Annotated in this window: 19 protein-coding genes (1 of these 19 cut by a window edge); 10 read left to right on the top strand and 9 right to left on the bottom strand. The window is 68.8% G+C overall.

Annotated features, from left to right (window positions below; translation table 11 throughout):
- Window positions 1–13: 13 nt before the first annotated feature.
- A complete protein-coding gene (locus BM430_RS20925; protein ID WP_093569183.1) occupies window positions 14–457 on the top strand; it encodes a cupin domain-containing protein in 444 nt (147 codons plus the stop codon).
- 115 nt (window positions 458–572) lie between these two features.
- On the top strand, window positions 573–1,283 hold the full coding sequence (locus BM430_RS20920; RefSeq protein ID WP_093569182.1) for a TetR/AcrR family transcriptional regulator: 711 nt from the start codon (window positions 573–575) through the stop codon (window positions 1,281–1,283).
- Here the strand turns inward: BM430_RS20920 and BM430_RS20915 are convergent.
- Window positions 1,280–2,173 carry a helix-turn-helix transcriptional regulator gene (locus tag BM430_RS20915; protein WP_177303122.1) on the bottom strand — a complete coding sequence of 298 codons (894 nt, stop codon included), beginning with the start codon at window positions 2,171–2,173 and terminating at the stop codon, window positions 1,280–1,282. The genes BM430_RS20920 and BM430_RS20915 overlap by 4 nt on opposite strands.
- 191 nt (window positions 2,174–2,364) lie before the next feature.
- Window positions 2,365–3,261, bottom strand: coding sequence for a helix-turn-helix domain-containing protein (locus tag BM430_RS20910; RefSeq protein ID WP_093569180.1), 897 nt, complete (start codon window positions 3,259–3,261; stop codon window positions 2,365–2,367).
- A gap of 191 nt (window positions 3,262–3,452) precedes the next feature.
- On the opposite strand from BM430_RS20910, the gene BM430_RS20905 reads away from it, so the two are divergent.
- The 3 genes from BM430_RS20905 (at window position 3,453) to BM430_RS20895 (ending at window position 6,070) form a co-directional block, all read left to right on the top strand.
- Window positions 3,453–4,994, top strand: a complete 1,542-nt coding sequence (locus BM430_RS20905) for a sensor histidine kinase (protein WP_143132085.1) — start codon at window positions 3,453–3,455, stop codon at window positions 4,992–4,994.
- Window positions 4,976–5,359, top strand: a complete 384-nt coding sequence (locus BM430_RS20900) for a response regulator (RefSeq protein WP_093569178.1) — start codon at window positions 4,976–4,978, stop codon at window positions 5,357–5,359. The genes BM430_RS20905 and BM430_RS20900 overlap by 19 nt, the downstream gene beginning before the upstream one ends.
- 87 nt (window positions 5,360–5,446) lie before the next feature.
- Window positions 5,447–6,070: a response regulator transcription factor gene (locus tag BM430_RS20895; protein ID WP_093569177.1), complete on the top strand. Its 624-nt coding sequence runs from the start codon at window positions 5,447–5,449 to the stop codon at window positions 6,068–6,070.
- A 7-nt stretch (window positions 6,071–6,077) separates the two neighbouring features.
- On the opposite strand, the gene BM430_RS20890 is transcribed toward BM430_RS20895, so the two are convergent.
- The 3 genes from BM430_RS20890 to BM430_RS20880 form a co-directional block, all read right to left on the bottom strand.
- Window positions 6,078–6,734 carry a hypothetical protein gene (locus BM430_RS20890; RefSeq protein WP_093569176.1) on the bottom strand — a complete coding sequence of 219 codons (657 nt, stop codon included), beginning with the start codon at window positions 6,732–6,734 and terminating at the stop codon, window positions 6,078–6,080.
- Window positions 6,735–6,798: 64 nt separating this feature from the next.
- On the bottom strand, window positions 6,799–7,863 hold the full coding sequence (locus tag BM430_RS20885; protein ID WP_093569175.1) for an MBL fold metallo-hydrolase: 1,065 nt from the start codon (window positions 7,861–7,863) through the stop codon (window positions 6,799–6,801).
- On the bottom strand, window positions 7,860–8,453 hold the full coding sequence (locus tag BM430_RS20880; RefSeq protein ID WP_093569174.1) for a carboxymuconolactone decarboxylase family protein: 594 nt from the start codon (window positions 8,451–8,453) through the stop codon (window positions 7,860–7,862). Before BM430_RS20880 ends, BM430_RS20885 begins: the two co-directional genes overlap by 4 nt.
- An 863-nt stretch (window positions 8,454–9,316) precedes the next feature.
- On the opposite strand from BM430_RS20880, the gene BM430_RS34125 reads away from it, so the two are divergent.
- The 3 genes from BM430_RS34125 (at window position 9,317) to BM430_RS20875 (ending at window position 11,383) form a co-directional block, all read left to right on the top strand.
- Complete coding sequence (locus BM430_RS34125) at window positions 9,317–10,156, top strand: hypothetical protein (RefSeq protein WP_143132084.1); 840 nt, start codon at window positions 9,317–9,319, stop codon at window positions 10,154–10,156.
- 336 nt (window positions 10,157–10,492) lie between these two features.
- Window positions 10,493–10,972 carry a hypothetical protein gene (locus BM430_RS34120; protein WP_143132083.1) on the top strand — a complete coding sequence of 160 codons (480 nt, stop codon included), beginning with the start codon at window positions 10,493–10,495 and terminating at the stop codon, window positions 10,970–10,972.
- A gap of 171 nt (window positions 10,973–11,143) precedes the next feature.
- Window positions 11,144–11,383: a hypothetical protein gene (locus BM430_RS20875; RefSeq protein ID WP_093569173.1), complete on the top strand. Its 240-nt coding sequence runs from the start codon at window positions 11,144–11,146 to the stop codon at window positions 11,381–11,383.
- A gap of 222 nt (window positions 11,384–11,605) precedes the next feature.
- Here BM430_RS20875 and BM430_RS20870 read toward each other — a convergent pair whose 3' ends face one another.
- The 4 genes from BM430_RS20870 to BM430_RS20855 all read right to left on the bottom strand — a co-directional run bounded on the left by BM430_RS20870 (window position 11,606) and on the right by BM430_RS20855 (window position 18,009).
- Complete coding sequence (locus BM430_RS20870) at window positions 11,606–13,591, bottom strand: preprotein translocase subunit SecA (RefSeq protein WP_093569172.1); 1,986 nt, start codon at window positions 13,589–13,591, stop codon at window positions 11,606–11,608.
- Window positions 13,584–15,731, bottom strand: a complete 2,148-nt coding sequence (locus tag BM430_RS20865; protein ID WP_093569171.1) for a hypothetical protein — start codon at window positions 15,729–15,731, stop codon at window positions 13,584–13,586. The genes BM430_RS20870 and BM430_RS20865 overlap by 8 nt, the downstream gene beginning before the upstream one ends.
- Window positions 15,732–15,735: 4 nt before the next feature.
- Window positions 15,736–17,637, bottom strand: a complete 1,902-nt coding sequence (locus BM430_RS20860) for an efflux RND transporter periplasmic adaptor subunit (RefSeq protein WP_093569170.1) — start codon at window positions 17,635–17,637, stop codon at window positions 15,736–15,738.
- Between the two features lie 72 nt (window positions 17,638–17,709).
- Window positions 17,710–18,009: a DUF3467 domain-containing protein gene (locus tag BM430_RS20855; protein ID WP_093569169.1), complete on the bottom strand. Its 300-nt coding sequence runs from the start codon at window positions 18,007–18,009 to the stop codon at window positions 17,710–17,712.
- A 460-nt stretch (window positions 18,010–18,469) separates the two neighbouring features.
- Between BM430_RS20855 and BM430_RS20850 the strand changes: the two genes are divergently transcribed.
- Together BM430_RS20850 and BM430_RS20845 are read left to right on the top strand one after the other, a co-directional pair.
- A complete protein-coding gene (locus BM430_RS20850) occupies window positions 18,470–19,432 on the top strand; it encodes an efflux RND transporter periplasmic adaptor subunit (protein WP_177303121.1) in 963 nt (320 codons plus the stop codon).
- Between the two features lie 396 nt (window positions 19,433–19,828).
- Window positions 19,829–24,875 carry part of the coding region annotated (locus BM430_RS20845; RefSeq protein WP_093569167.1) for a CARDB domain-containing protein on the top strand (this coding region is incomplete at its 3' end). 25,861 nt of the annotated region lie beyond the right edge of the window, so 5,047 of the 30,908 annotated nt are shown.

The following is a 24,875-nucleotide window of genomic DNA, read 5'->3' as shown; positions in this document are numbered from 1 at the left end:
TGAGGAGGATCCCATGACCGTACCCCAGAACACCGCATCCCAGGACGTCGCGTTCTACGCCTGGCCGGCCCCGCCCGAGGCCTGGCCCGAGCCCCTGCGCCGGGAATTCGCCGACCGCGCCGGCAACGGCGAAGTCGGCAGCCGGCTCGTCTCCGAGACGGACCGCGTCCGGGTCTGGCTGCTCAGCCTCGCGCCGGGCGAGCGGATCGCCTTCCACACCCACGTGCTCGACTACTTCTGGACGGCGGTGACGGGCGGGCGGGCGCGCTCGCACTACGCCGACGGCCGGGTCGCGGAGGTGACCTACGCCGCCGGCGACACGCAGCACCACCGCTACGCGGCGGGCGCTTTCATGATCCACGACCTCGAGAATATCGGCGACACCGAGCTCGTCTTCACCACCGTCGAGTTCCTCGACAGCGCCAACCCGCCCCTGCGGCTCGACCGCGCCGCGTGAGGGCACCGGCGAAGTGATCGCACGATCACGCCGCCGTCCCGTCCCCGGTCCGGGCATCGCAGGCGGCCGCGGCGCCCGGTGGCCAATCCGCGAGGCCGCGTGATAAGGGGCGCGCGTGGATGCGACGACGAAATTCGTGACGGCCCCCCGCCTCACGCCCCGAGGCCCCGCGAAGCCGTCCGAGATGGCGCGGCGGCGCCTGACTCCCGCCCAGCGCGAGGAGGAGATCGTGCGCGAAGCGGTCGGCTTCTTCGCCGAGTTCGGGTTCGAGGGCCAGACGAGGGAGCTCGCCAAGCGCCTGAACGTCACCCAGCCGCTGCTCTACCGCTACTTCCCGACCAAGGAGGCGCTGGTCGAGCGCGTCTACCAGGAAGTGTTCCTGCGCCGCTGGAACCCGTTCTGGGAGGAGACGATCCGCGACCGATCCCGGCCCCTGCGCGAGCGGCTCACCGCGTTCTACACCGACTATGCCGGCGTGATCCTCACCTATGAGTGGATCCGCCTGTTCATGTTCGCCGGCCTCAAAGGCCTCGACTTCAACACCCGCTACCTCGACCTCCTGAAGGAGCGCGTCTTCACCCTGATCATCGCGCAGATCCGGGACGAGCTGGGCCGGCCCCCGGTCGCCGAGCTGCCGGTCACGCCGCTCGAGATCGAGGCGATCTGGAGCCTGCATGCCGGCATCTTCTATCTCGGCGTGCGCAAGTTCGTGTACAGCATGCCGGTCGACGACGTGCCGGGGATCGTCGCCATGAAGGTGCGGCTATTCCTCGACGGGGCGGGGTCGGTGATCGGCGTCGCGGAGGCCGGGCCGCGCATTCCTTAATGCGGGATGCCGCCCTCCCGGTGCGTCCGCCGCCACTGCCCCGGGCTCGCCCCCACCGCCTGCGAGAAGGCCCGGGTGAAGTAGCTCTGGTCGCCGAAGCCGCAGAGCAGGGCCACCTCGGCCAGCGGAAGCGCGGTCTCGCGCATCAGGCGCTTCGCTTCCGTGATGCGGAGATCCGACAGGTAGCGGTGCGGGGACTGGCCGGTGCTGCGCCGGAAGGCCGCCGCGAAGTAGCTCGGCGACAATCGGCAGGCCTGCGCGACCTCCGCTATGGTCAGGGCGGTGGCGAAGCGGGCGTGAAGGATCTCCTGGGCGCGGCGCTCCTGCCAGGGCGAGAGGCCGCTGCGGACCGCCCGCGCCGTGGCGGCGCCGCCGCCGCCGTAGCGATCGAGCGCGTGGGCGAGGAAGGCCATGGCGGTGTGCTCGACGAACATCGCCCGCGCCGGATCGGGCTCGGCCAGCCCCGGGAGCAGCAGGGCGACAAGCCCTGCCGCGACCGGGTCGCGGTCCGCCCGCGGCCAGGCGAGGTGCGAGGGCGGCGGGACGTCGTTCTCCCGCGCAACGGTGTCGACGAGGGCGTGCGGCACGTAGAACTGGACCGCGTCGAGAGGCCCGCTCATGACCGAGCGCGGGCAATCGGCGAGGCTCACCACGCTGACGGCATCGGCCGGCACGGCGCCGGCATGAATCTGCCGCCCGCCCACGGTGAAGGCGTGCTGCTGCAGCGGCCGCACTTGCACCACGATGCTGTAGGCGGCTTCCTGCTTGAGCGGCGGGGTCTCGGTGCCGGGTGCGAGCAGGCCCTGGAGACGGGTGACGACCAGGGAATGGCCGGTCCGGTGCGCGGCCGTCAGCGTCCCGCTCGCGCGAACCCCGATGTGGTCGGCCATGCGCGCGCCGTTCAGGCCCGACATCCGGCCGGGGGACGCGCGCCCGGTCCGCGCCGGCAGCAAGGGCGCACGAGACGATGAGGAGATGTAATCGAGAATCATTCCAGCACCCGGAGGCTACGGGTGCATGATCCCAGATGTGCGGACGACCGTCTTTTCGAATCCTGCTCTGGTCTTTGCAGCGCTTGCTGTTACGCGTTCTGCTGTCGCCGATAGTCCCCCGGCGTGCAGCCGGTCGCCCGCTTGAAGGCAATATTGAATGCGGATTGTCCGGAGAAGCCCGAACGATGGGCAATCTCGCCGAGCGGCGTCGCGGTCCGGGACAGGAGGCGCCGGGCCTCCTCGAGCCGCGCGGCGCTGACGAAGCTGTGCGGCGTGCTCCCGGTGACCGCCTTGAACAGCCGCGAGAAGTGGAACGGGCTCAGGCAGGCGACGTCGGCGAGTTCGGCCACGGTGAGGTCGCGGTCGAGGTTGTCGCGGATGAACTCGGTCACCCGGCGGATCCGGGCCTGGCAGGTCGAGCCGGTCTCCGTGTCAGCCCGCTCCGGGCGGTCGTGCCCGTACCTCTGCGCCACCCGCGCCACCAGCGACAGCGAGGCCGCCTCGACCAGCATCCGGCCGGCGGAGGTCTCCGCCTGGAGCTCGCGGCCGATCGCGAGGCCGAGCTGGCGCACCAGGTCGTCGTCGACATCGGCGAGGTACCGGACCGCGTCGGCGCGGATGCGAGGGTCGCCGTAGAGGTCCGCCATATGGGCGAAGCGCTCGACCGGCAGGTAGACGTGCAGGATGTCGTGCAGGGCGCCGGAAATGCCGATGTCGTCCTCGGCCACGCCGACCGGGCAGAACCACACGGTTCCCGCCTCCACGGCGGTGCGCTGGCGTTGGCCCGCCCCCTTGCGGCTGACATAGGCGCCGGGGCTGCGCCGCGTCGCGATGGTGATCTCCATCTGCGTCGGCACGATCGCCGGCAGCTCTCCGGGCGGATGGCAGCGCAGCTCCGCCGCGACGCCCGACCAGCCCCGCCCCTGCGAGGAGGCGATGAGGCCTGCATTGGGAAACTTGAACGCGCCGTGCCGATGCAGATCCATGCGCGACAATGTCCAAGCCGAGGCACGGCTACGCTATTATACACCCGTATCGGCGACACGGGCGCCGGGTTCGCCTAGAGCCTCGCCGCTCATGACCGCCACAATAGGGCCGGCGCGCGCCGACGGTGGTCGGACGTCGCCGAGGCGGCATCGGAGGAGGCCCAGGAACCGGACCCTGGGCGGAGGACCGCATGAGTCAAGGCTTGGGGCATGGAGGCTCGGGGCAGGAAGGCTTCAGGCGGGGAAGCCTGGGGCAGGTCTTCTCGCGATGGCCGAGCCTCGCCTCCGCCAATGACGGCTCCCCCGCTGCCGACGCGCTGCCGGCCTGGATGCTCTCGGCCCCCCCCCGCCGCTGGCCGGACCTCGTCGAGGACGGCGCGAAGGCGGTCCTGGTGGTCCTGGTCCCGGTGCTCCTTGTCGGGTGGGGTCTGGCCGCCGGGCCGCCGACATCCGTCGCGATGGCGGGCCTCCTCGTCGCGGGCGTCCTGGCTGCGTTCCTCGGTACCTTGCACGTCGCGCGGCTCCGGCGCGCCCTGCGGGCGAGCGAGGCGCAGTTCTCCGCGATCTTCGAGCGCGCCGGGATCTCGATGTGGCGCGAGGACTGGAGTGCGGTGGGCGAGGCCATTGCCGCCTTGCGCCTCGCCGGCGTCACCGACATCGAGGGCTACTTCGCGGCGCGGCCCTCGGAACTGCGTGAGCTCTGCGGCCGGGTGCTGATCAAGGACGTCAACGCCTTCACGCTGGAGGAGACCGGCGCGCCGGACAAGGCAGCCTTCGTCGGCCCGCTCGACCGGCTGCTGCCGGAGACCGACCAGACCTTCGTGCAGTGGCTCGTCGCGCTCGGTCGCGGCGACCGCTTCTTCCGCTCGGAGGCCCATATCGTCCGGGCGGACGGCCAGCAGAGCGACGTGCTGTTCACCGCCATGCTGCCGCGCGAGCGCGCCGAGTTCTGCGACCTCCTCATCACCTCCCTCGACATCACGGCCTACAAGCAGGCGCAGGCGCGGCTCGCTGCCGCCGAGGGCGACCTCGCCCGGGCCGCCCGCTCGATCACCGTCGGGGCGGTGAGCGCGTCGATCGCCCACGAGGTCAACACGCCGCTCGCGGCGATCGCCGCCAACGCCCAGGCTTCCTTGCGCTGGCTGAAGCGGCCGGAACCGGACCTCGCCGAGGTGACGGCTGCCCTGGAGGATGTCGTCTCCGAGGCACGGCGGGCCCGCGACGTCGTCGCCCGCACCCGCTCGCTGTTCGGAACGGCCTCCCTCGCGCTCGCGCCCGTCGACCTCGTCGAGGCGGCTCGCGAGGCGACGCTGCTTGCCGAACGGGACTTGCGCGCCAACGGCGCCACGGTCCTCATCACCGCCGATCCCGACCTGCCGCCGGTCACCGGCGACCTCGTCCAGATCGAGCAGGTGCTCGTCAACCTGCTCGTCAACGCCGCCCAGGCGATGGCAGGGTCGAGCGGCCGCCGTGACATCGCGATCACCGTGCGGGGCGATCCCGGCGCGGTGCGCGTCACGGTGAGCGATACCGGGCCGGGCGTGCCCTCGGAGCAGCGGGCTCGCATCTTCGAGCCGTTCCACTCGACGAAGCCCGGCGGCATGGGCATGGGACTGGCGATCTGCCGCAGCTGCATCGACGCCCATGGCGGCGACCTCTGGCTCGACGACGCGCCGGGTGGCGGGGCCGCCTTCCACGTCCGGCTTCCGACCGCATGCCGGTCTCCGGCCTGACCCCCCGCTCCGTCGCGATCGTCGACGACGACCCGGCGATCCGCCTCGCCCTGACTCGGCTCGTCGGGTCCCTAGGCTACGCCGCGATGCCGTTCGAGACCGGCGGCCACCTGCTCGCCGCCCTCAGTGCCGTCGAACCGGGCTGCGTCGTCACCGACCTGCAGATGCCGGGCCTCTCCGGCCTCGACCTTCTGCGCCAGTTGCGGCTGCACCGTCCCCGGCTGCGGGTCATCCTCGTCACGGCCTATCCGAGCGACGCGAACCGCCGGCGCGCGCTCGCCTGCGGGGCTTTCGCGTATCTCGCCAAGCCGTTCGAGGCAGAGGAGTTGGAACGCTGCCTCGCTAGCGTGTTCGACACGCCCTGATTTCGTGTTAGACCCCGACGGCTCCGCTTCCGGCGCGAGCTCGCGATCGACGGGCCTTCCGCCGGCGACGCGCTCACCCCGATCCCGATGCAGACCGGCACTGTTTACATCGTCGATGACGACGCGGCCCTGCGAACGGCCCTCGTCCGCCTCTGCGGCTCGGCCGGGCTCAAGGCCGTCGGACGCCCCGACGCGTCGGGCCTGCTCGCCAATCCGGACGTCGAGCGGCCGGCCTGCATCCTCCTGGACGTTCGGCTGACGCACGACGACGGCCTCGACGTCCAGGCCCGGTTCCAGGCGTCGGGCACCACGATCCCGATCATCTTCCTGACCGGCTACGGCACGATCCCGATGACCGTGCGGGCGATGCGGGGCGGCGCGGTCGAGTTCCTGACCAAGCCCGCGGAGGACGACGACATCCTCGCGGCCATCGACCGCGCCCTCGCCCTCGACGCGGCGTCCCTGGCCGCAGAGGCCGCCCGGGGCGCGCTCGCCGGCCGGCTCGCCTCCCTCACGGGCCGCGAGCGCGACGTGTTCGGCCTCGCGATCGGCGGCCTGATGAACAAGCAGATCGCCGCCGAGCTCGGCGTCTCGGAGATCACCGCCAAGGTGCACAAGCGGCGGGTGATGGAGAAGATGGAGGCCCGGTCGCTCGCCGATCTCGTCCGGATGGCGGGCGAGCTCGGCATCGATGCTCCACGCCAGCGCTGAGTGGCCCTCATCCGGCGGCCCGCGGGCTCCCGGCAGGGCCGTGATGACTCGGCCCGCAGGAACTGTCGAGGCCATCTCCGTGAGCGCTTGCCCGTGCAAGGACACTGCCCGCCGCAGCCCGGGCCCGGCGCCTCCGCCCTGCGCCGCGACCCAGCCCCCGAAGACCGTCGGCGAGCGTCGGCGGCAATTCCCGCCGCAGCGACCGGGTGAGCGCCCGCGTCCGGGAGCGGGTGCGGTGGATGGCCTCCCGCTGGCCGGCGAGCCAGTCGGGCAGACCGTTCGTCCGTGCCATCGAGGCGTCGAGTTCGGTTCCTCGCTCCTCGAGCCAGCGGACTTGGTGGTAGAACTCGATGAGCTCGACCGCGGTGCGCGACGAGAACAGCCCGATGCGCCCGGAGTTGTTGGCGAAGACCGCGAGGTCATGGCGCCACAGGCGTAGGGCCGCGGCTTCCCGGCCCTCGACGATGGTCCCCGCCCGGTTCAGGCGTGCCTCGTAGCGCAGCAGGCTGCGCTGGATTGACTTGATCTCAGCCAGCAGGGCGAGTCCGTAGGTGCGGCGCTCCTGGCGCCGGACCCAGCCCTGGCTGAGCAGCGCGCCGAGGAAGCCGGTGACGATGCTGATCCCGGCGGAGAGCAGGACCGTCGTGAAGGCGAGGTCCGTCATACCCGCTCATCCTCGACCGAACCGGGGCTCCGGACCGATGCTGGGAGCGGGGACTCGCCTACCGTCACCGCGTGGCTCCGGGCGGCTGGGCATGGAACACGGTAGTGTAGTTGGCCGGGATCCAGCTGAACCGTCCGTCCTCGGCCCGGATGTGGCCGAGCCCAGGGAAGGAGATGTGGGCGGCGCCGATCCAGGCGCCGGTGCGGGCCGCCTCCGAGAAGAGCGTCTCGCGCCGGGCCTCGGCGCCCGCGCCGTCGGTATCGTAGGTCACCGTGACCTCCGGATCGGGGAACTGGATCGGCGCCACGTGGACGATGTCGCCCCAGACCAGCAGCGTCTCGGTTCCACTCGTCACGCGGTAGGAGTTGTGCCCCGGCGTGTGGCCCGGGGTCGCGACCGCGACGAAGCCGGGCAGGACTTCGCTCTCGCCGTCGAAGGGAATGAGCCGTCCGGCGTCGCTGTAGGGCTTGAGCGCGGCCTGGGCGCCCCGGAACATCGGCAGCAGGAACGGCGGAGCCGCCGCCTCGTTGGCCGGGTCCAGCCAGTAATCGGCGTCGCGGCGGCTGACCCGGATCGTCGCATGCGGGAAGACGGCCTTGCCGTCGTGCATGATCCCGCCGACGTGATCGGCATGCAGGTGGGTCAGCAGCACCTCGTCGACCGCCTCCGGCGCGTAACCGGCGGCGCGCAGGTTCGCGACGAGCCTGCCGCAGCAGGATCCATAGAGGTCGCCCGCGCCCGCATCGATCAGGACGAGCCGCGCGCCGGTATTGATCAGGAACGCGTTGATCGAGCCCTCGAAGGGCAGGGCGAGGAAGTCTCGCGCGAGCCGGCTCTCCGCCTCGCCCGGCCGGACCTCGGAGAGGAGGGCGCGCGGGCCGCCGTCGCGGGGCCGCTGGAGCACGGTCGGGATCGGAAAGGTGTGGGTGCCATCGAGGAGAGCCGTCACCTCGAAGCGCCCGAGCATCATGCGGTAAAAGCCCGGTGCCTGCTCTGCCACCCGGGGCGCCGCCGCGCGCGGGCCGCCGGACGGTCCTCCGACCAGGACCAGGCAGAGAGCCAGAGCGCAGGCGCCGCCGAGGCCCCGGAATTTGCCGGTCGACGCACCGTGGCGGCGAGGCCGGGTCATGCCCGCTCTCCCGTACCAGCAGGGTCTTCCTCAGGAACCAGGATCGCGAAGCCGTTTAGGGTCACCGAGACGAAGCAGTAGTGACCGACGAGGTAGATCAGTTCGTTGGCACCCGCCTGGCCGAACAGCGCCACGGCACGCCGGTAGGTCGGCTCCGGTAGGATCCCGCCGCCGGTGAGCGCGCGGGCGACGTCGAACGCCGTCGCCTCCTCGTCCGTGAGATCCGGCGGCCGCTCGCCCGCGGCCAACGTCGACAGGCGCTGGTCGCTCATCGCGTGGCGAGCCTGCGCGACCGCTCCATGCGCGTAGATCTCATAGGCCGCGCCGAACCGTGCGCCGACCGCCAGGATCGCGACCTGCCGCACCGCATCGGGCAGGATCTTGAACGCGGTCATCGCCTGGGTGACGGTCCAGAAGGCCGCGCCGACCTCGGGCTGGTGCAGCCACGCATTCCAGGGCCCGAGGAGTGCGCCGTCTGCCCGCGCGGTGGTGAAGAGGTCGTACTTGGCGCTCACACCCGACCTCATGTCGTCATAGAGCGGTCGCTGTAACGGGGAAAGGTCGGCGGGGGCGATCGGCGGAAGGCGCATCCGTGGACTCTTCTCGTCAGCGGCCGTGAGCGCGACCGTCCTCGTGGTCTAGCGGGGCTGCCACGAGCTGACTTGTACGGGATCGCGCTCGATTGGACGTTTCGATGGATGCCGGACGCCGGAGACATTGGCTTGGAGGAGAGGCGAGCCACCGGTCGTGAGGTGAGTCTGATACCGCCGGGCCTTCGAACGGATGCGTTCGATGGCGCAAGGCAAGCCCGAACGGACGTCGTCGCTGATGCGCCCAACACCTTGGCATCGACGTGCCGATGCCATGGCGCGACAGTATGAGGCGGCATGTCGCTAGAATTCGTGCGATCAGGCGTGCCAAGTGTCAGACCCTTGGCAGGGCGTAGACTGTTTGCGGAGGTGCGGAGGCTGCCGCGCTATCGGTGAATTTTGAAGGTCCGATGTTGGGCTAAAGGCGGCCATTCAGGCGTCCTCGCTTGAAGGTCCGCAATTGGCGCTATGCAGGCGGTTCGATCAATAAAAGCTCCTGCTCCGCGGCGAGATCGTTCCGGCCCTTTATGCGGCGGCGGGATCGCTGCCCGGGCGGGGGAGGGGGGACTGAAGACGACGAAGGGGTCCGGCAAACAGTGACGGTTGATCAGGTTGCATGCCGCCTACGTAGTTTACGCGGTTGCAGTGCGTATCCCAGAGATATAACACGATTTTGAGTTCCATGCGTGGGGCTCTAAGTGGTAGCTGCGCAAATCATTTCCGCCGCGTGATGAGAGATAGAAGCTCTATTGCGCACTGAGTGATGAATGCGTAAGTTGACAGGCCGTTCTATTCAGGACAGGCCCTGCGGCCACACGGTTTGATCGTTCAGCGCTTTCGCGCGCTGCCAATCCGTGGGACGCATGACCATGAAGACATCCATAACCCTGCAAATGGCAGCGCTGTCGCCTAAGCTGCGCAGCATTGTTCTTGATCTGGCCAATCAAAATAGGCCAGCTCTGCGCAAGGATGCGTATAACGCGCTTATCAATATTTCATTGAAAGAGCGCGGAGGCCTTTCTCTGGCAGAAGGGAGGAAGCGCCTTGCAGATTTGGCAAATGCGGTGAGATATTATCGAGTTAACCGGCAGCATTACTACCAGCGAAATCATGATCGTGGATCAAGATCGCCGCGAGCAAATGAGCGTGCAAAATTTGCTGATCGGCTCTCATCGTCGATTGCCGAGCGCATACGTTTGCATACACGATCTATCGTAATAGCGGCGGCAAAGACCATCATGCCTGGATGGGCAATCGATGGCGCAGGCTGGCTAGTCTACAGTGCCGATTTCAAAAAGCGACGCTATGTAAATTATAAGATGGCGATGGAGGTTAATCGTCGTTCAGATTCGCATATTCGGCCATTTGCAGCTTTACATACAATTGTTGTGAGCCAAGGCTGGTATCAGCAAGTCCGACGTATGGGCCTTAAAACCGGCGTTGTTGAAGGCTGCTTAATCTTATCCTCAAGGCGCGTCGCGCATACCGAATCAGGAGAACTTGAGATATTAGAGGTAAAATTTGCACGACTTCAGGAAAAAATTTTAATAAATGGAATTGCATACGTATCTTCCTGCCGTAATCAAAAGGTTAAGATGCATCAAAGTTTTGGGCAGGCGTGTGATGATTGGCGTCAAGATCATCTATTCGGAATGATTGATTGTAATGACAATAAAGTGTTATTTCCATCTATAATATGTTGATCTAGAACAGAGAAACACATTTTGAGGCTTCGCTTCGCTTCCGTCAAGATGAGTAGCCGATGGCGGACGCGGAGCCCCTCCGCAAGCCGCCGTCGCTGCCCGCTATCGCACCTCCCGAGCAGCCGGCGCCGGTCGAACAGCGCGGCAGGGCGTCCTACGACGACGACCAGTTCCGAGCCTGCCGCGCTCCGCTCCGGTCGCCCCCCTAGAGCGGTCGGGTGATCCCCTCCTCGAAGACCACGCCATAACCGACCGAACTCTCACATCGGTCATCGCCCGCATCCAGGCCGCCATGATATTGACAATGTACAATAAAATAACGCAGGAGCACCCTTTATGAATGCAATCGATATTGTTGCTACTATGTGCAACGCACCGAACGCAGTGGCACTAATGCGTGCCATTGACCGCGCCGTCCCAGGTAACGCCATTCGCGTTAAACGCTACCGGTCCACAAAGATCTGGGATGCGACAGACGGAGGCTACCTACTGGTCGGCCCCTGCGGCTTCCGCGACCTCAAATTCCGGCTTGCTCGCATTTGCCATGAGGGTCAGGACGTCTGGCACACGAAAGGACTATACTTGGATCCGGACTGCCGCAATCCGATTGATGGCGACTCCAGCTTGCCGAGCATCTTCTACTGGCCAAGAGTAAGCGAAGTTCGACGTTACTCGCATGTGGGTCACAAGATCTACGTGGTGTCGGGTTCTCGCGAAAACACCGCGTGGGGGCGCTGGTGGTTCGATTATCTATCAGTCCGGATTAATGACGACGTGACCGCTTCTGGATTCCTCAACGCGCGAAAGGCCGACTAAAATCATCGCAACCGGACCCATTTCCCTCTATGCGGAGCAGCCGCCGGACCGGCGGCCAGGCCCAACTCGGACGGCACTCGGACGGCCGAAGCCGCGCCACAGGGCGCTCGGACGGCGGCGGGTAGCGTTCGGAGCGTTGTCGGGGCCTGCGCGAGCTGAGACGCTGTCGGCATGGGTGATCCCACTAACCGCGAGGAGCTCGTCGTCGAGGTGCTTCGGCTGCTCGACCTCGCGAAGGCGATGCCCGTGCCGGCGCCCGCGGAAGGGGAGGGCTACGAGTCTGAGGGCATTGAAGTCTTGCGCGGCCTGCCCGGCATGAACAACGCTCCTCTACCCCTTGCAGGACGGCCTGGCGCCGGGCGCGTCGTCGAGGTCGCCGTCCGCTCTCCGTTAGACCAGAGCATACTTTAAGTCTGACCACTCTGCTGGGCGCTGACCATTGTTTGGCACGTAAAGCGCGCCGCCAACGGAGCAGCAGGCTGGAGTGCTGATCGTGCCGGCGAGTCACCTCTGAAGCGGACGTGTCGGAGTCGTCCGCTTTGGCCAAAGATGATGCGCTTGTGCGTGAGAGACCAAACGCAGTGCGTGCCTGCAACAATAGCTAGCAAGAACTATCGGTGGACGCTTCGACCCCTACTCGCCGAAACCAGCGAAAGCGAGTGTACGGTCCGCCTCGCTGTTCGACCTCACAGCGTTACGACGCTGGCGTGCATGCAGTCGCGCGGCGCTCTTTTGTGCCACGCAGCGCAAGACGGTCGCGGCAAAAGCCGGCAGTCGCACGCCCGGAAGCTGGCCGAGCACCGCAGCGAGGCGCGGGGCGTGCTGCCGGAAAAGTGTGTCGTCGAGGGCGACGATGGCCTCGTGGGTTCCGGGGTCGCCCTGGCGGCCGCAGCGCCCGAAGAGTTGGCGGTCGATGCGGCGTGAGTCGTGATATTCCGTCAGGATCACGTGCAGGCCGCCCCGCGCCGAGACCTCGTCCGTGATCTTGATGTCGGTGCCGCGTCCGGCCATGTTGGTCGCGACGGTGATCGTACCCGTACGACCGGCGCCGGCGACGACGTCGGCCTCCGCGGCGTCCTGGCGCGCGTTGAGCACCTGGTGGTCCAAACCCGCTCGGGAGAGTTCCCGGCTCACCGCCTCCGACGCCGCAACGGAGCGGGTTCCGATCAGGACGGGTCGTCCCTGTTCGTGGGTTCGCCGTGCCGAAGCCGTAACCGCCCGCCACTTCTCCGCCTCGGTGGTGAACAGGCACGTGCCGAGGTCGCGCCGCCGGGACGGCCTGTGAGAGGGGATGCGCACGACGGACAGGCCGTAGCCCGACCGCAATTCGCGCGCCGCATCGGCGGCGGTGCCGGTCATGCCGGCAAGGCGCAGGTAGCGGCTGAAGAAGCGCTGATAGGTGATCTTGGCCAGGGTCGTGCGCAGGCCGCTGATCTCGCAGCCTTCCTTTACCTCGATGAGCTGGTGCAGGCCGCGCTCCCAGCTGCGGTCCGGCATCAGGCGCCCGGTCGATTCGTCGACGATCACGACTTTGCCGTCGGCAATCACGTAGTGGACGTCGCGCCGGTAGAGATGCAGGGCCGAGAGGGCCTGGGTCACGCGCTCGTTGCGGGCGAGCCGCGACCGCCACAGCCCGGCACCGCCGGCCGCGAGCGCCCGCAGCCGGGCCTCGCCGCCCGACGTGAGGAGAATGGTCCCGTTCGGTTCAAGGGTGTAGTCCGCGTTCCGCAAGAGGCGCCGGGCGATGTCGAGAGCGACGGCGTAGGGTGCCCGCCCGTCCGGGTCGTCGCTCGTGCCCGACAGGATCAGCGGCGTCCGGGCTTCGTCGATGAGCACGCTGTCCGCCTCGTCCACGATCGCGAAGTGCAGGCCGCGCATCAGCAGCGGGCGCGTGCCGCCGGGGTCACTCGCCAGGTCGCGGATGCGGCACTGGGCACGGCCGCGCCGCCGGCCGAGGGCGATCCGGTCGCGCAGGTAGTCGAAGGCGATGTCCTTGTTCGTGCAGTAGGTCACGTCGCAGGCATAGGCCGCCCGACGGGACGCGGGGTCCTGCTCCGGGCGCGTCAGCCCGACCGTGAGGCCGAGGGCCGCGTAGACGGGGGTCAGTGTCTCGGAATCGCGTTTCGCCAGATAGTCGTTCACGGTCACTACGTGGACCGGCACGCCCGCGAGCGCGGCGGTCGCGGCGGCGAGGAGCGCCGTGATGGTCTTGCCCTCGCCCGTCTGCATCTCGGCGAGCCGCCCGTCGAGCATGGTCCAGGCGCCCATGATCTGGACGGGATGGTGCCGCATCCCGAGCTCGCGGCCCGAGATCTCGCGCACGAGGGCGAAGGCTTCCGCGACGAGGGACGGCGCGAGCCCTCGGCGCAGAAAGCGGGGTCGCAACGCCTGCGCCGCCGCCCGCAACTCCGCATCCGACAGCTTCGCGAAGCGCTCATGATGGGCGGCCACGCGGCGCACCCGGCGCGCCAGACGCCGGGCGGAAGCGAGGCGGGGCGAGACCGCGACGAGCACCGTCTCGCAGAAGCGGTCGAACGCCCAGGGCCGACGGTCCTCCCGCTCCGCATAGGGACCGGAGGTGAGGGCGCCGCGCGCGTCCGTGAAGAGGCTGCTATGCATGAAGGCGCGTCAGGAAGAGCTGCCGCAGGCGCCGCCACGCCTGCATGGCGATGGGCTCGGGGGCGTGCTCGAAGCGGAGGTAGGCCCGCGCCCCAAATCCGTGCTGCGCCAGATCGTCCGGCATCTCGACATCCAGCTGGAACACGCGGTTGAGGGTCTTCAACTCCTTGGTGTCGCGGGGATCGAGCGGAAAATGGCCGCCGCCGGCGGTGCTGAGCGCCCGGCTGGGCAACTCGTCCCGGCCCGACGGCACCTCCCGGGCGAGCCGTCCCTCCACGATCTCGCCGAGGCTGCCCGCGAACTGCACCCGTGTTCGCTGCACACCTTGCCGTAGGAGGCCGATATCATCCTGGGAGACGACGGCGCGAATGATGGTCGAGCGCGGCGGCAGGACGTAGCCGAGAAGGTCGCCCTCGCGGACGAAGCGGCCCCTGAGGTCGTCGGCGCCCGGCACGACGACGTGGCCGCTGGTCTGGCTGAGGGACGCGAGCCGCCGGTCCTTAACGAGGTCCCTCTCCCTGGCGGCGAGGACCTGCTCGATCTCCATTCGGGTCACCTCGGCGGCGACGCGGTCGGTGAACTGTTCGGAGACCAGGCGCCGCTGCAACTCCTCATGGCGCCATTGCAGAGTCTCGAGGCGCGAGCGCAGAACCGGATCGTCTCCGCGTACGAGGAGCGTGCCGGGTTCGACCCGCTCGCCGGACCGCACGGGGATCTCTGCGACGAACCCCTCGGTTCCCGCCCGCACGAAGGCGGTGTCGGGCAGCCAGACGATCCCCTCGGCATTGGTATGGAGGGGCAGCGGGATCAGGGTGAGGGCCGCGAGGACGACCGCGAGCGCGCCGAAGGTGAGCCCGACCGCGCGGCCGCGCCGGGCCTCGTAGCGCGGCCCATGCAGGACCGCCCAGACGGTCTTGGCCCAGGGAATCGCGATCGCCGTGGCCACGCTCCAGAGGGCGAGCATCACACCTACCGCCAGATATTCGTTGGCGACGAACAGCGCGATGCCGAGCGTCACGCCGAGCCGGTAGATCAGGGCGAGGGGAGCGTAGACGAGGAACCACCGCGCCTCTGCCCGGGTCGCCGGGAAGGGCGCCGCGAGCTTCACCCCGAAGGCGTGACGCTCCACGAGGTGGACGTAGTACTTGTTCGCCCGCGTCCCGAGGTTGGGAACGTCCGCGAGATCCGTCAGGGCGTAGTAGGCGTCGAAGCGCAGGAGCGGGTTGCCGTTGACGAGCAGGGTCGATACGCCCGCGATCAGCATGACGTTGAAGGCTGCCGAGCGCACGAGGCCCGGCTCGACCGAGATCCAGACGAACAGCGCCAAGGCTGCGAGGAACAGCTCGACCAGGATGCCGGCGAGGCTCACGAGCACCCGCGCGCGCCGCGAGGCGAAGGCCGCCGCCGCGCTCGCGTCCACGTAGGGCACCGGATAGAGGACGAGCAGCATCACCCCCCATTCCGGGACGGTCCCGCCGAAATGCCTAGTCGCGACGCCGTGGCCGACCTCGTGAAGGCCCTTCACCACCACGTAGATCGCGGCCATCAGTACGAGGTTGTCGGCCGCGAGCGCCCGGTCGGACCAATTCTCGGTCAGCTCGCTCCAGTGCATGCCCGCGAGCGCGACGGCGCTGCCGACCGCGAGGAGCCAGGCCAAGGCTGCCCAGGGGCCGAGGAGCGGCGCGACGAACGGCGCGAGCCGCGAGATCAGCCGATCGGGATTGCCGAGCGGCAGCTTGATCGAGAGGGGGTTGAGGATCGGCTGCAGCAGCTTCGTGCGCTCGCGCTTGCGCGCGCGTTCCATCGCCTCGGCGATGTCGGGCGGCAGGTCGCATCGGAGCACGTCCGCCGCATGCAGCTGACCGAGGAGCTGGATGACGTCGTCCTGCGACGGCGCCTCCTCCTCCAGCCGCGGGAGCGCCTCCGTCCACAGGGCGTCTAGGGTGCGTCGCCCGTCCATCCGCGCGACGATCTCGTAGGCGGCGCGGGTCAGCCGGTGGTGCTGCCCGCTCAGCTCGTCGCTCAGGACGTACCACACCTTGCCCTGCGACACCTGCCGGGCGACGCGGACATGGCTGCGGAGCGTCGGGGTGAGGAGACCGACCCGGTACCAGGCCGCGGAGAGGAAGGGCGCTGCCATGACGTCAGGGCCACCATTTCCAGACGGTGATACGGACCCAGTCGATCGCCGGACGCAGCCAGACCCAGACGAGCGCTCGCTCGCCGATCCGGACCTTCGCCACGCCCTCCATGCCGGGGCGCAGGCGCTCGTCCGTGGCGTCGAGCTGTGCCTCGACCCGGAACACGTTGCGGCCGTCCTCGACATTCGCCACCGGGGTGAGCTTGGTCACCACGAAGGGCAGCACCCGGTCCGGCATGCCGGTCAGTGCGAGGTCGCCGGCCTGGCCGATGCGGGTGAAGCCGATGTCGCGCTCGTCGACCCGCAGGACGATGCGGTAGGCGGCGAGCGGAGCCACCTCGAACAGCACCTTCCCGCGTTCGACCGGCGAGCCGATCATCTGGCTCAGGTCGCCGGACACGACCAGGCCGTCGAACGGCGCGAGGATGCGGGCGCGGGCGAGCTTCTCGTCGACGAGTGCGAGCTCGGACTCGGCCTGCCGGGTCTGGGCGGCGAGCACGGCGACCCCGGATCGCTCGTGCTTGGCCATCGCCTCGGCGAGCTTCTGCCTCAGCTTCTCGCGTTCGCCGGTCCACTTGGCGCGGTCGAGGCGCAGGTCCCGGTCGTCGAGCACGGCGAGGACCTGCCCCTCGCGGACGCGGTCGCCGGCCCGCTGGGGTGCCTGGGCGATGAAGCCGTCGAAGGGGGCGACCGCGGCCTGCTGGATCGAGCCTTCGAGGACGGAGCGCGCCGTCACCCGGTGGGTGCCGGTCGCGAGCGCCAAGGCGACGGCGGCGGCCACGACCGCAAGGACGACGAGCTTCAGGCCCGGCCGGCGCCGGCCGAGAAGCGCGCGCCCGGCATCCGCGACGGCGTCGCGCAGGCGCCCCCCGATCCAGCGCCGCGCCTCGGCCTTCGCCTCGATCAGCGGGCCGATCACCGTCGCGCCGAGTTCCAGGCCTCTGACGGCCGCGGGGTCGAGGATGCGGCCCGCCCCGCACTCGATCGTCAGCGCCCCGAAGACGCGCTCGCGTCCGGGAATCAGCAGCGTGAGGAGGCCCGAGGTCTGGGTGAGCCGTGCGAGATGGCGGTTCGCCCGAGCGATCACGCCCGCCTCCTCGGCGGGGGCCGGCAGCCCGATCGTGCTGCCCTGGTCGAGAGCCTCCTCCATCGCCGCCTCGATGGCGACGACGAGTTCGCCCCGACGGCGCAGGCTCGCGGAATGCGAGAGCGTGCGGATCCGCATGCGGCGCCCGTCGAAGCGGCCGAGCGCGACCCGCTCGGCGCCGGTCCGGGCGGCGATCTCGTTCACGAGGGCGAGCGCGGCGGCCGGAAACGCAGCCTGCCCCTGCACGAGCGCCAGGAGATCGAGCGCCTCCGCGACGGGATCCGGTCCGGCCGGACCCTTCCCCGACCTGCGGCGCCAATACAGGCTCTCGAGCCAGCCGATGCCCCAGTGCACCTGGCGCAGGGCGTCCTGCAGGGCGGCGCCGGCCCGCGCGGTCGCCGCAAGGGCGACCACGCCGAACAGGCTGCCCTCGACGTCGATCGGGTAGGCGACGTGGACGCCCGGAGCTCCCGCGGCCTCTCCGGGTGCGAGCCTCGCGGTCTCGACGATTCCCCGCCGCCCGCGCAAAGCCCGCTCGGCGGGGCCGACGAGCTGATCCGCCGCAGGCACCCCCGCCGGCCAAGTGGCGGCCGGCGCGAAGCTGCCGTCATTCTGGACGAGCAGCAGAAGGCCGGCGACGGCCCCCGGCACCGCCCGGCACTGCAGATGCAGCCATGCCTCGCAAAAGGCTGCGGAGGTTTCAGCCTCCGCGAAGAGGGACCACATCCGCGCGTCCAGTTCGGCCATATCGACGGGAGTTGCCGGTCCCGCCTCGTCGGCCTCGCGCTTGGCCGCGCTCCCCTCGTTCCGCGGCGCCATCGATGCCTCGTCCTCCAATCCGGCACGGTCGTTCGCGAACGACCTCCGCCGGCCATCCTCGTTCCCGATCGCCTATTTCAGCTCGCCGTAGCGCGCCTCGTGCTCGCGGATGAGAGTCGAGACCACCTCGGACAAGCGCTTGGCTGCGAACGGGCTCAGGATGATGCGGTGGTGGAGTTGCACGTCGAGGTCGCGCTCGCCCTGGTCCCAGCCGTGGTTGACGCCGAAGTTCAGGACGACTTCCTCGCGGGTGCTGACCGCGTTGCAGACGTTGCAGTAACTGCTCTTCAAGTTCGAGGTGTCGACCCGCATGCCCTGCTTGACTTGGGTCGGTCCCACGCCGGCGGCGTCGGCCGGTTCGTTCGCATCCATCGTCCCCTCCCAAGCCTCGCCCGCCCACGAGGATGTCTGGCCGATCGTACGGAGGTTCGCCCTCCGCGGAGACTGCGCACTCGCCCGCATGTCCGGATGGGTCTTGCGGCTGCCGATCAGTCCTTCAAGCCTTTATGAACGCTATCATATGGGCCAGGAGCCGTGTCAATCGGAGGTTCGATGCTTGTGCAAGGCCGAGCTTTCGATGGCACGGACTGTCGTCGATTTGCCACCCAGATGAACAATCGGTTCAGGGTGGTGGCTTGCACCTGTTCATATGGTCGAAGGGCGGCATCATCGGGATTGCCGTCTTGCGCGTGCCGGGTTAGGGCGTATCCAGCTTGTCGAATGCGTAGATCGTGGCTGCAAGGTCTCGGCCCTGCTTTGCCCGGAGCCACGCTTCGGACAGGGCGCAGGCTGCACCGGCGGGTGGGACCTGACGAGGCTTCGGAGAGTCGTCGTGCAACTTTGCGGCAAGATGCGGCAGCCGGTCGAGACTGCGGAGGGGCGACGATCTTGTCCGGCGCTGCGGATCCGCTCGGTACGTCGCCGCATGTCCGGTTCGTATCGCGCCGACGCCGCCCGGGCCTTCGCGATCGCGGTGCTCGTCTGTCTCGCCGTCCCGGCGCGCGCGGGCGAAACACCGTCATTGGCGACCGGCTCGTTCGACTGCTTGGTGGAGCCCCACCGGACGGTGAAGCTCGGGGCGTCGGTCCCGGGCCTACTGAGCCAGGTCCACGTCGATCGCGGCGACCAGGTCGCGGTCGGGCAGGTCGTGGCGACCCTCGAATCCAATCTCGAGGAAGCCAATGCGGCGCTGGCTCGGGCCAAGGCCGGCAACGAGACTCAGGTGATCTCGACCCGCGCGCGGGCGGAGTTCCTGCGGCGCAAGACCGAGCGCAACAGCCAGTTGCGGGAAAAATCCGTCGTCTCGGAGGCAGCCCTCGACGAGGTCAGCACCGATGCCGGCATGGCCGACCAGGTTGCCAAGGAGGCAATTCTTAATTTCCAGGTCGCCAAGCTGGAGGTCAAGCGCGCGGAGGAACTCCTGCGCCAGAGAACGGTCCGCAGCCCGGTCCGAGGCATCGTCATCGAACGGGTCCTGTCGGGCGGCGAGTACCGCCATGACACGAACCACATCCTGACGATCTCCGAACTGGATCCGTTGAACGTCGAGGTCTTCCTGCCGCTCGCCCTCTACAAGCAGACGTCGGTCGGCCAGCAGGTGGAAGTGCTGCCCGAGGCGCCGGTTGGGGGCCAGCACAGGGGGCGCATCGCTGTCATCGACCGGGTGCTCGACGCGGCGAGCGGGACGTATGGGGTGCGCATCAAGCTGCCCAACCCGAATTTCCTCATCCCTGCCGGGATCCGCTGCCAAGTCCGTTTCCTGACCCAGGAGGTCAGCGCCGTCCCTCGCCGGTGAGCCACGGTGCGAAACCTTGGGCGAGCATCGTGATGTCCGCCGGAGCGGGCTACGCAGTTCTGCCTCCACCGGAGGGCGAGTCGCCCCCTCTGTCACGGATCGGTTTGGCAAGCAGTTCAGCCGCCGGCCATCGAGCCATCAAATTAATATTGATCAGAATTTGATATTCTTAATGTTTCAACCCACAAAAATAGGCGAATATTTTGGTTAATATTGTCGACAAATCATATCAAATAAATGCGACATACCGAATCGAAGGGCGTTTTGCGCGCATCAAATAGCAGCAATACAAAATGGTCTATGTCGGATATTTTTCGGATATGACTGTGCCGCAAGCTCTGACTGTTGCTATCTCGACTTGCGTCGATTACAATCCAGAAAAATGGGGAATGCGCGATGAGCACGGCGCATCGTGGGCAGGGCGGCGAGATCATGACGAGTGGCAGCAATGCCGCGGCGGGGGCATCCGATCGCAAATCGACCGAGCGTGGCGCCTCCGGGCGCCTGATGCTGGAAACGCTCGAACCGCGCGTGCTGCTGTCAGCAGATCTGCTTCCGGCCAGCAATCCGGCGGTTGTTGTCGACGAGACGCCGCCCCCGGACGTCACGGTCGCGGAGTTCAAGCAGGTCTACCTCGGCGGTTCTGCCGATTTCCCCCTTTCCCAGGCTGCGACACCGACCGATTTCGCGCAGGTGCAGGGCGACTACACCCTGAGCGTTGCCGGCAGTAGCGCGGCCGGAGCCTACGCGTTCCGCGTCCAGGATTTGTCGGCCCCCGCGCAGACCGCGCCGATCCTGAATGGCCGGATCGAGGTTCCGGGTGAGGTCGACCGCTACGCATTCTCCTTGTCCGAGGACAAGCGGGTCTACTTCGACGCCCTGTCCGGGCCCGACATGACGTGGTCGCTCCGGACCGGTGCCGGTACGCCGATCGCCTCCCGGTCCTTCTCCGGCGGCGATGCCGCTCCGTTCGAGCTCGTGGCGGGCGACTACACGCTGAGCATCGCCGGCCAGGGCGACGCGACCGGCGCCTACGCGTTCCGCCTCATCGACCTCGCCAACGCCGCGACGGTCGTGACCGGCAGTCCCGTCTCCGGAACCCTCGATCCGGGCAGCGGCACCGACATCTACACCTTCGAGGGGAAGGCCGGCGAAAGCTACTACTTCGATCGTCCGGCGGGCGCGGGTTACGATTACTACAATCGCTGGCGCCTGATCGATCCGAGCGGACGCGAAATCTTCAACCAGAGCTTCAGCAACGAGCCGGAGCCACAGCAGCTCGGCCTTGACGGCACCTACACCCTGCTCGTGGAGGGTGGTCCCACCCGGAGCGAAGCCTTCGATTACACCTTCACCATTTCGAGGATCGAGACGCGCCCGCCAGTGGCGGTCGCCCTCGGCGAGAGTGTGAGCGCCGCGATCGACCAGCCCGGCGAGAGCCGCGACTACACGTTCTCCTTGCGCGCTGCCACCGTGCTCTACGTTGACGGCCTGTCGCGCGACAGCACGCTGTCGTGGTCGCTGGCCGGTCGCGGCGAGCCGGAGAGATTGCGGACCGGCTCGTTCTCGTCCGACGTCGGTCAGGCCCCGCTGAGTCTCGGGCCGGGCGAGTACACGCTGACGGTTGATCCCAGCGGCGACACGACCGGCGCCTTCAGCTTCCGGCTTCTCGATCTCGGCGCCGCCGCGCCCATGACCCTAGGCCAGCGCGTCGCGGGCACCCTCGACCCGTCCGCCCGCACCGACGCCTACCGCTTCACGGCAGTTGCCGGGGACAGAGTCTCCCTCGACCTGGCCGCGCGACCGTCCGGGAACTACTACGACGTCCACCTGCGGGTGATCGACCCGCTCGGCAACACCATCCAGGCCGGCTATCAGGGCAGTACCGGCCCGCTGCTCCTCCAGCGCGGCGGCTCCTACACAGTGCTCGTCGAGGGCAATGCCCCGGCGGGCCAGACCGCGCCGTCGGACTACGCCTTCACGCTGCGGGCGGAGACCCCTGCGGTTCCCGCCGCCTATGCGGGATCCGCCCTGACGCTCGGCGCCACGGCGCGCGGCAGGATCGAGGCGAACGGCGAGCAAGACGACTACGTCTTCACGCTCGCCTCTCCCGCGCAGCTGCGCTTCGACGGCCTGTCGAACACCCCCCATCTCTGGCGCCTCGACGGCCCGTTCGGGGTGGCGGCCAGCGAGCACGCCTTCCAGTCCGACGAAGGGGAGGACTACGCCGTCCCCGGCCCGGCCGCGTCGCGCAACCCCCTCGCTCTCGAGGCCGGCAGCTACCGGCTTCGGGTCACGCGCAGCGGGACCGACGGCACCGGCGAGGGCTACGCGTTCCGGCTGCTCGACTTCGCCGCCGCGACCGACCTCACCCTCGGCGCCGCCATCACGGGCGAGCTCAATCCGGGCTCGTCGACCCAGCTCTACAAGTTCACGGCCGCAGCGGGCGAGCGGTTCTTCTTCGATGTCGACCGCCTGTCGGGCGGCCTGTACTATAACACCCGCTGGCGCCTGTACGATCCCACCGGACGACAGGTCTTCTCGCAGGGCTTCTCCGACGTCGAGCCGCGCAGGCTGGCGCAGGCCGGCACCTACACCCTGGCGATCGACGGCTACAACCAGACCTACTCGGCCGAGCCGGTCAGCTACGGCTTCACGGTACGCAAGCTGGCGGATGCCGCCCCTCGGCCGCTCGCCTTCGGGACGCGCGTCGACGGAGCGGTCGCCGCACCCGGCGAACGGCAGCTCTACACCTTCACGGTGGCGCAGGAGGCGAGCCTCGTCCTCGACTCCCTGACCGTCAGCTACGACCTCCTGTGGAACCTGACCGGCCCGGACGGCCAGGTGGTCTCCGACACCTACCTCGCCACCGACACCTCCTCCCAGACGGCCCTGCGCCGGCTCGCGCCCGGCACCTACACCCTGACGGTGCACGGCAGCGGCGACAGGACCGGCGCCTACGGCTTTCGCGTCCTCGACCTTGCCGCCGCCACCCCGGTCTCTGCGGACAGCACCGTCGCGGCGACCCTCGATCCAGGCAACGGCATCGCGGTCTTCTCCTTCGAGTCGCGCGCCTACGATCGCTACTATTTCGACGCGCAATCCTCCGCGCGGGCGACGTGGCGCCTGATCGATCCGCGCGGGCAGGACGTCTTCTCGCGGTATTTCGGCGATGCGGGCGAATACGTCCTTCCGACGAGCGGTACCTATCGTCTGCTGATCGAGGGCTACAACGACAACGCGTCCGACCCCCTCAGCGTGCCCTTCGCGATCAACTCCGTCACCCCGGCAGTCCCGAGCGCGATTACGCTCGGGACCCGGGTCGACGGAGCGCTGGCGCGGGCTGGGCAGGAGAAGGCGTACACGCTGACCCTCTCCGAGGCGAAGCGCGTCGCCTTCGATGGTCTGTCGGACGCCAGCAACCTCGACTGGAGCCTCGTCTCGGCGGCGGGCACGACGGTCGCAGGACGGTCGTTCTCGAGCCCGGACTATACGGCGTTCGCGAGCGGGACCCCGGGCCTCGATCTGCCGGCTGGGACCTACACGCTGCGCGTGTCCTCGACCTCGGGCTACACCGGCCCGTTCAGCTTCCGGCTGCTTGACTTCGCCGCGGCGACGCCGATCGCACTCGACGCGGAGGTCTCCGGCGGCCTCGGCGATGCCGGCCGCGCCGCCGACGCGGCCCGCGTCACCTCCGGCGCGCCGATCCAGGGCTACGGCGCAGGCGAGCGCAACGGCGCCCTGCGCACGTCCGGCGCCGCGATCGAGATCGCCGACGCGGCCGCGCTGCGGCCGCAGCAGCTGACTGTCGAGGCCTGGATCTACCGGCGCGCCGATCACAACACCTACGACACCGTGCTGATGAAGAGCAGCACGAGCTCCTGGTCGGACGGTTACGGACTCTACGAGCGACCGGACGGCACCCTCGCGTTCTTCGTCAACAACTGGAGCAGTGGCTTCGTCTCGGCGCCGGTGGCGAACGAGACCTGGACGCACGTCGCGGGCACTTACGACGGCGCGAGCCTGAAGCTCTACGTCGACGGCACCCTGGTGGCGACGCGGGCCTATTCGGCGCCGATCACCCACAGCCTGCAGCCGCTGAGAATCGGCATCGACGCGGGGCAGTCCACCTCTTACGCCTGGTCCGGCGACATCGACGAGGTGCGGGTCTGGTCCACGGCCCGCGACGGCGCGGCGATCCGGGCCGACAGCACCCGCCGGCTCGCCGGGACCGAGGCGGGGCTGGTCGGGAACTGGCGCCTGGACGAGCCCGCGGGGACGGCCGTCGTCGATGCCTCGCCGAGCGCCGCCACCGGCGCGCTGACCAGGGGGCCGGCGACCGAGACCCTGCTGTACCGGTTCGACGGCCTGGCCGGCGACCGGCTGTACTTCGATCTGCTTCGGTCAAGCGGCGCCGGTGCCACCGTGCGCCTCGTCGATCCGCAGAACCGCCTGGTGTTCGGGCCGAGAAGTCTCTCCGACGTCGACACCGTCTCCCTGCCTGTCGGCGGGACCTACACGCTGGTAGTGGATGGCAATACCTATGCCGGTTCTCCGACGGACTACGCCTTCGTCCTGCGCAAGGTCGAGGACATCACGGCGGGCCTCACCCTGGGCAGCGACGTCTCGGGCGACTTGTCGCCGGGCCAGCGCCGCTCTTACACCTTCGCCCTGGACGAGGCGAGAACGCTCTACCTCGATGGCCTGACCGACCGCTCGGACCCGCGCTGGACCCTGCAGGCGGAGGACGGGACCGCCATCGTCGCCGGCCAGACCCTGACCTCCGATGTCGGCAGCCGCCTCCTCGCCTTGCCGGCCGGCCGCTACACGCTCGTGCTGACCAGCGGCACCGGGGCTGCCACGCCGTTCGCCTTCCGCCTCGGCGACATCGCGGCCGCCGTGCCGCTCTCCCGCGACACCATCGTGACCGGCAGCCGCGCGCCCGGCAGCCGCACCGATGCCTACGCGCTGGCGGCCCAGGCCGGGGACGCGATTTCCCTCGACTGGATCGCAGGATCGACCAACGGGGCATGGCGCCTGATCGCCCCGGGCGGCCAGACGGTGTTCTACCGCAGTCTCGGCTCGGACGTCCCCACGTTGACCCTGCGCGAGACCGGCATCTACACGCTGCTCCTCGAGGGCTACGCCTACGCCCCGGCGACGGCCGCGTACAGCTTCGCGGTCAAGACCGAGGCGCGGCCGCAGGCGCCGACCTATGCCGGTACCCCGCTCGCGCTTGGCGCGACGCAGTCGGGCTCTGTCGCCCAGAACGGCACCGACGCCTACCTCGTCACCCTGACGGCGCCGACCCGCCTCGTCTTCGATGGCCTGGGGGCGGCCGCCGGGATCGATTGGCGCCTCGACGGGCCGTTCGGCGAAGAGACCGGATGGCGCTCCTTCGCCACGAGCGACACGACGGATTACACCGGCGAACCCGGCACGC

Origin of the sequence: Methylobacterium sp. 174MFSha1.1 (assembly GCF_900116815.1) — a bacterium.
In the GTDB taxonomy this organism is placed as follows: domain Bacteria; phylum Pseudomonadota; class Alphaproteobacteria; order Rhizobiales; family Beijerinckiaceae; genus Methylobacterium.
This window is presented reverse-complemented; position numbering and strand designations above follow the sequence as displayed.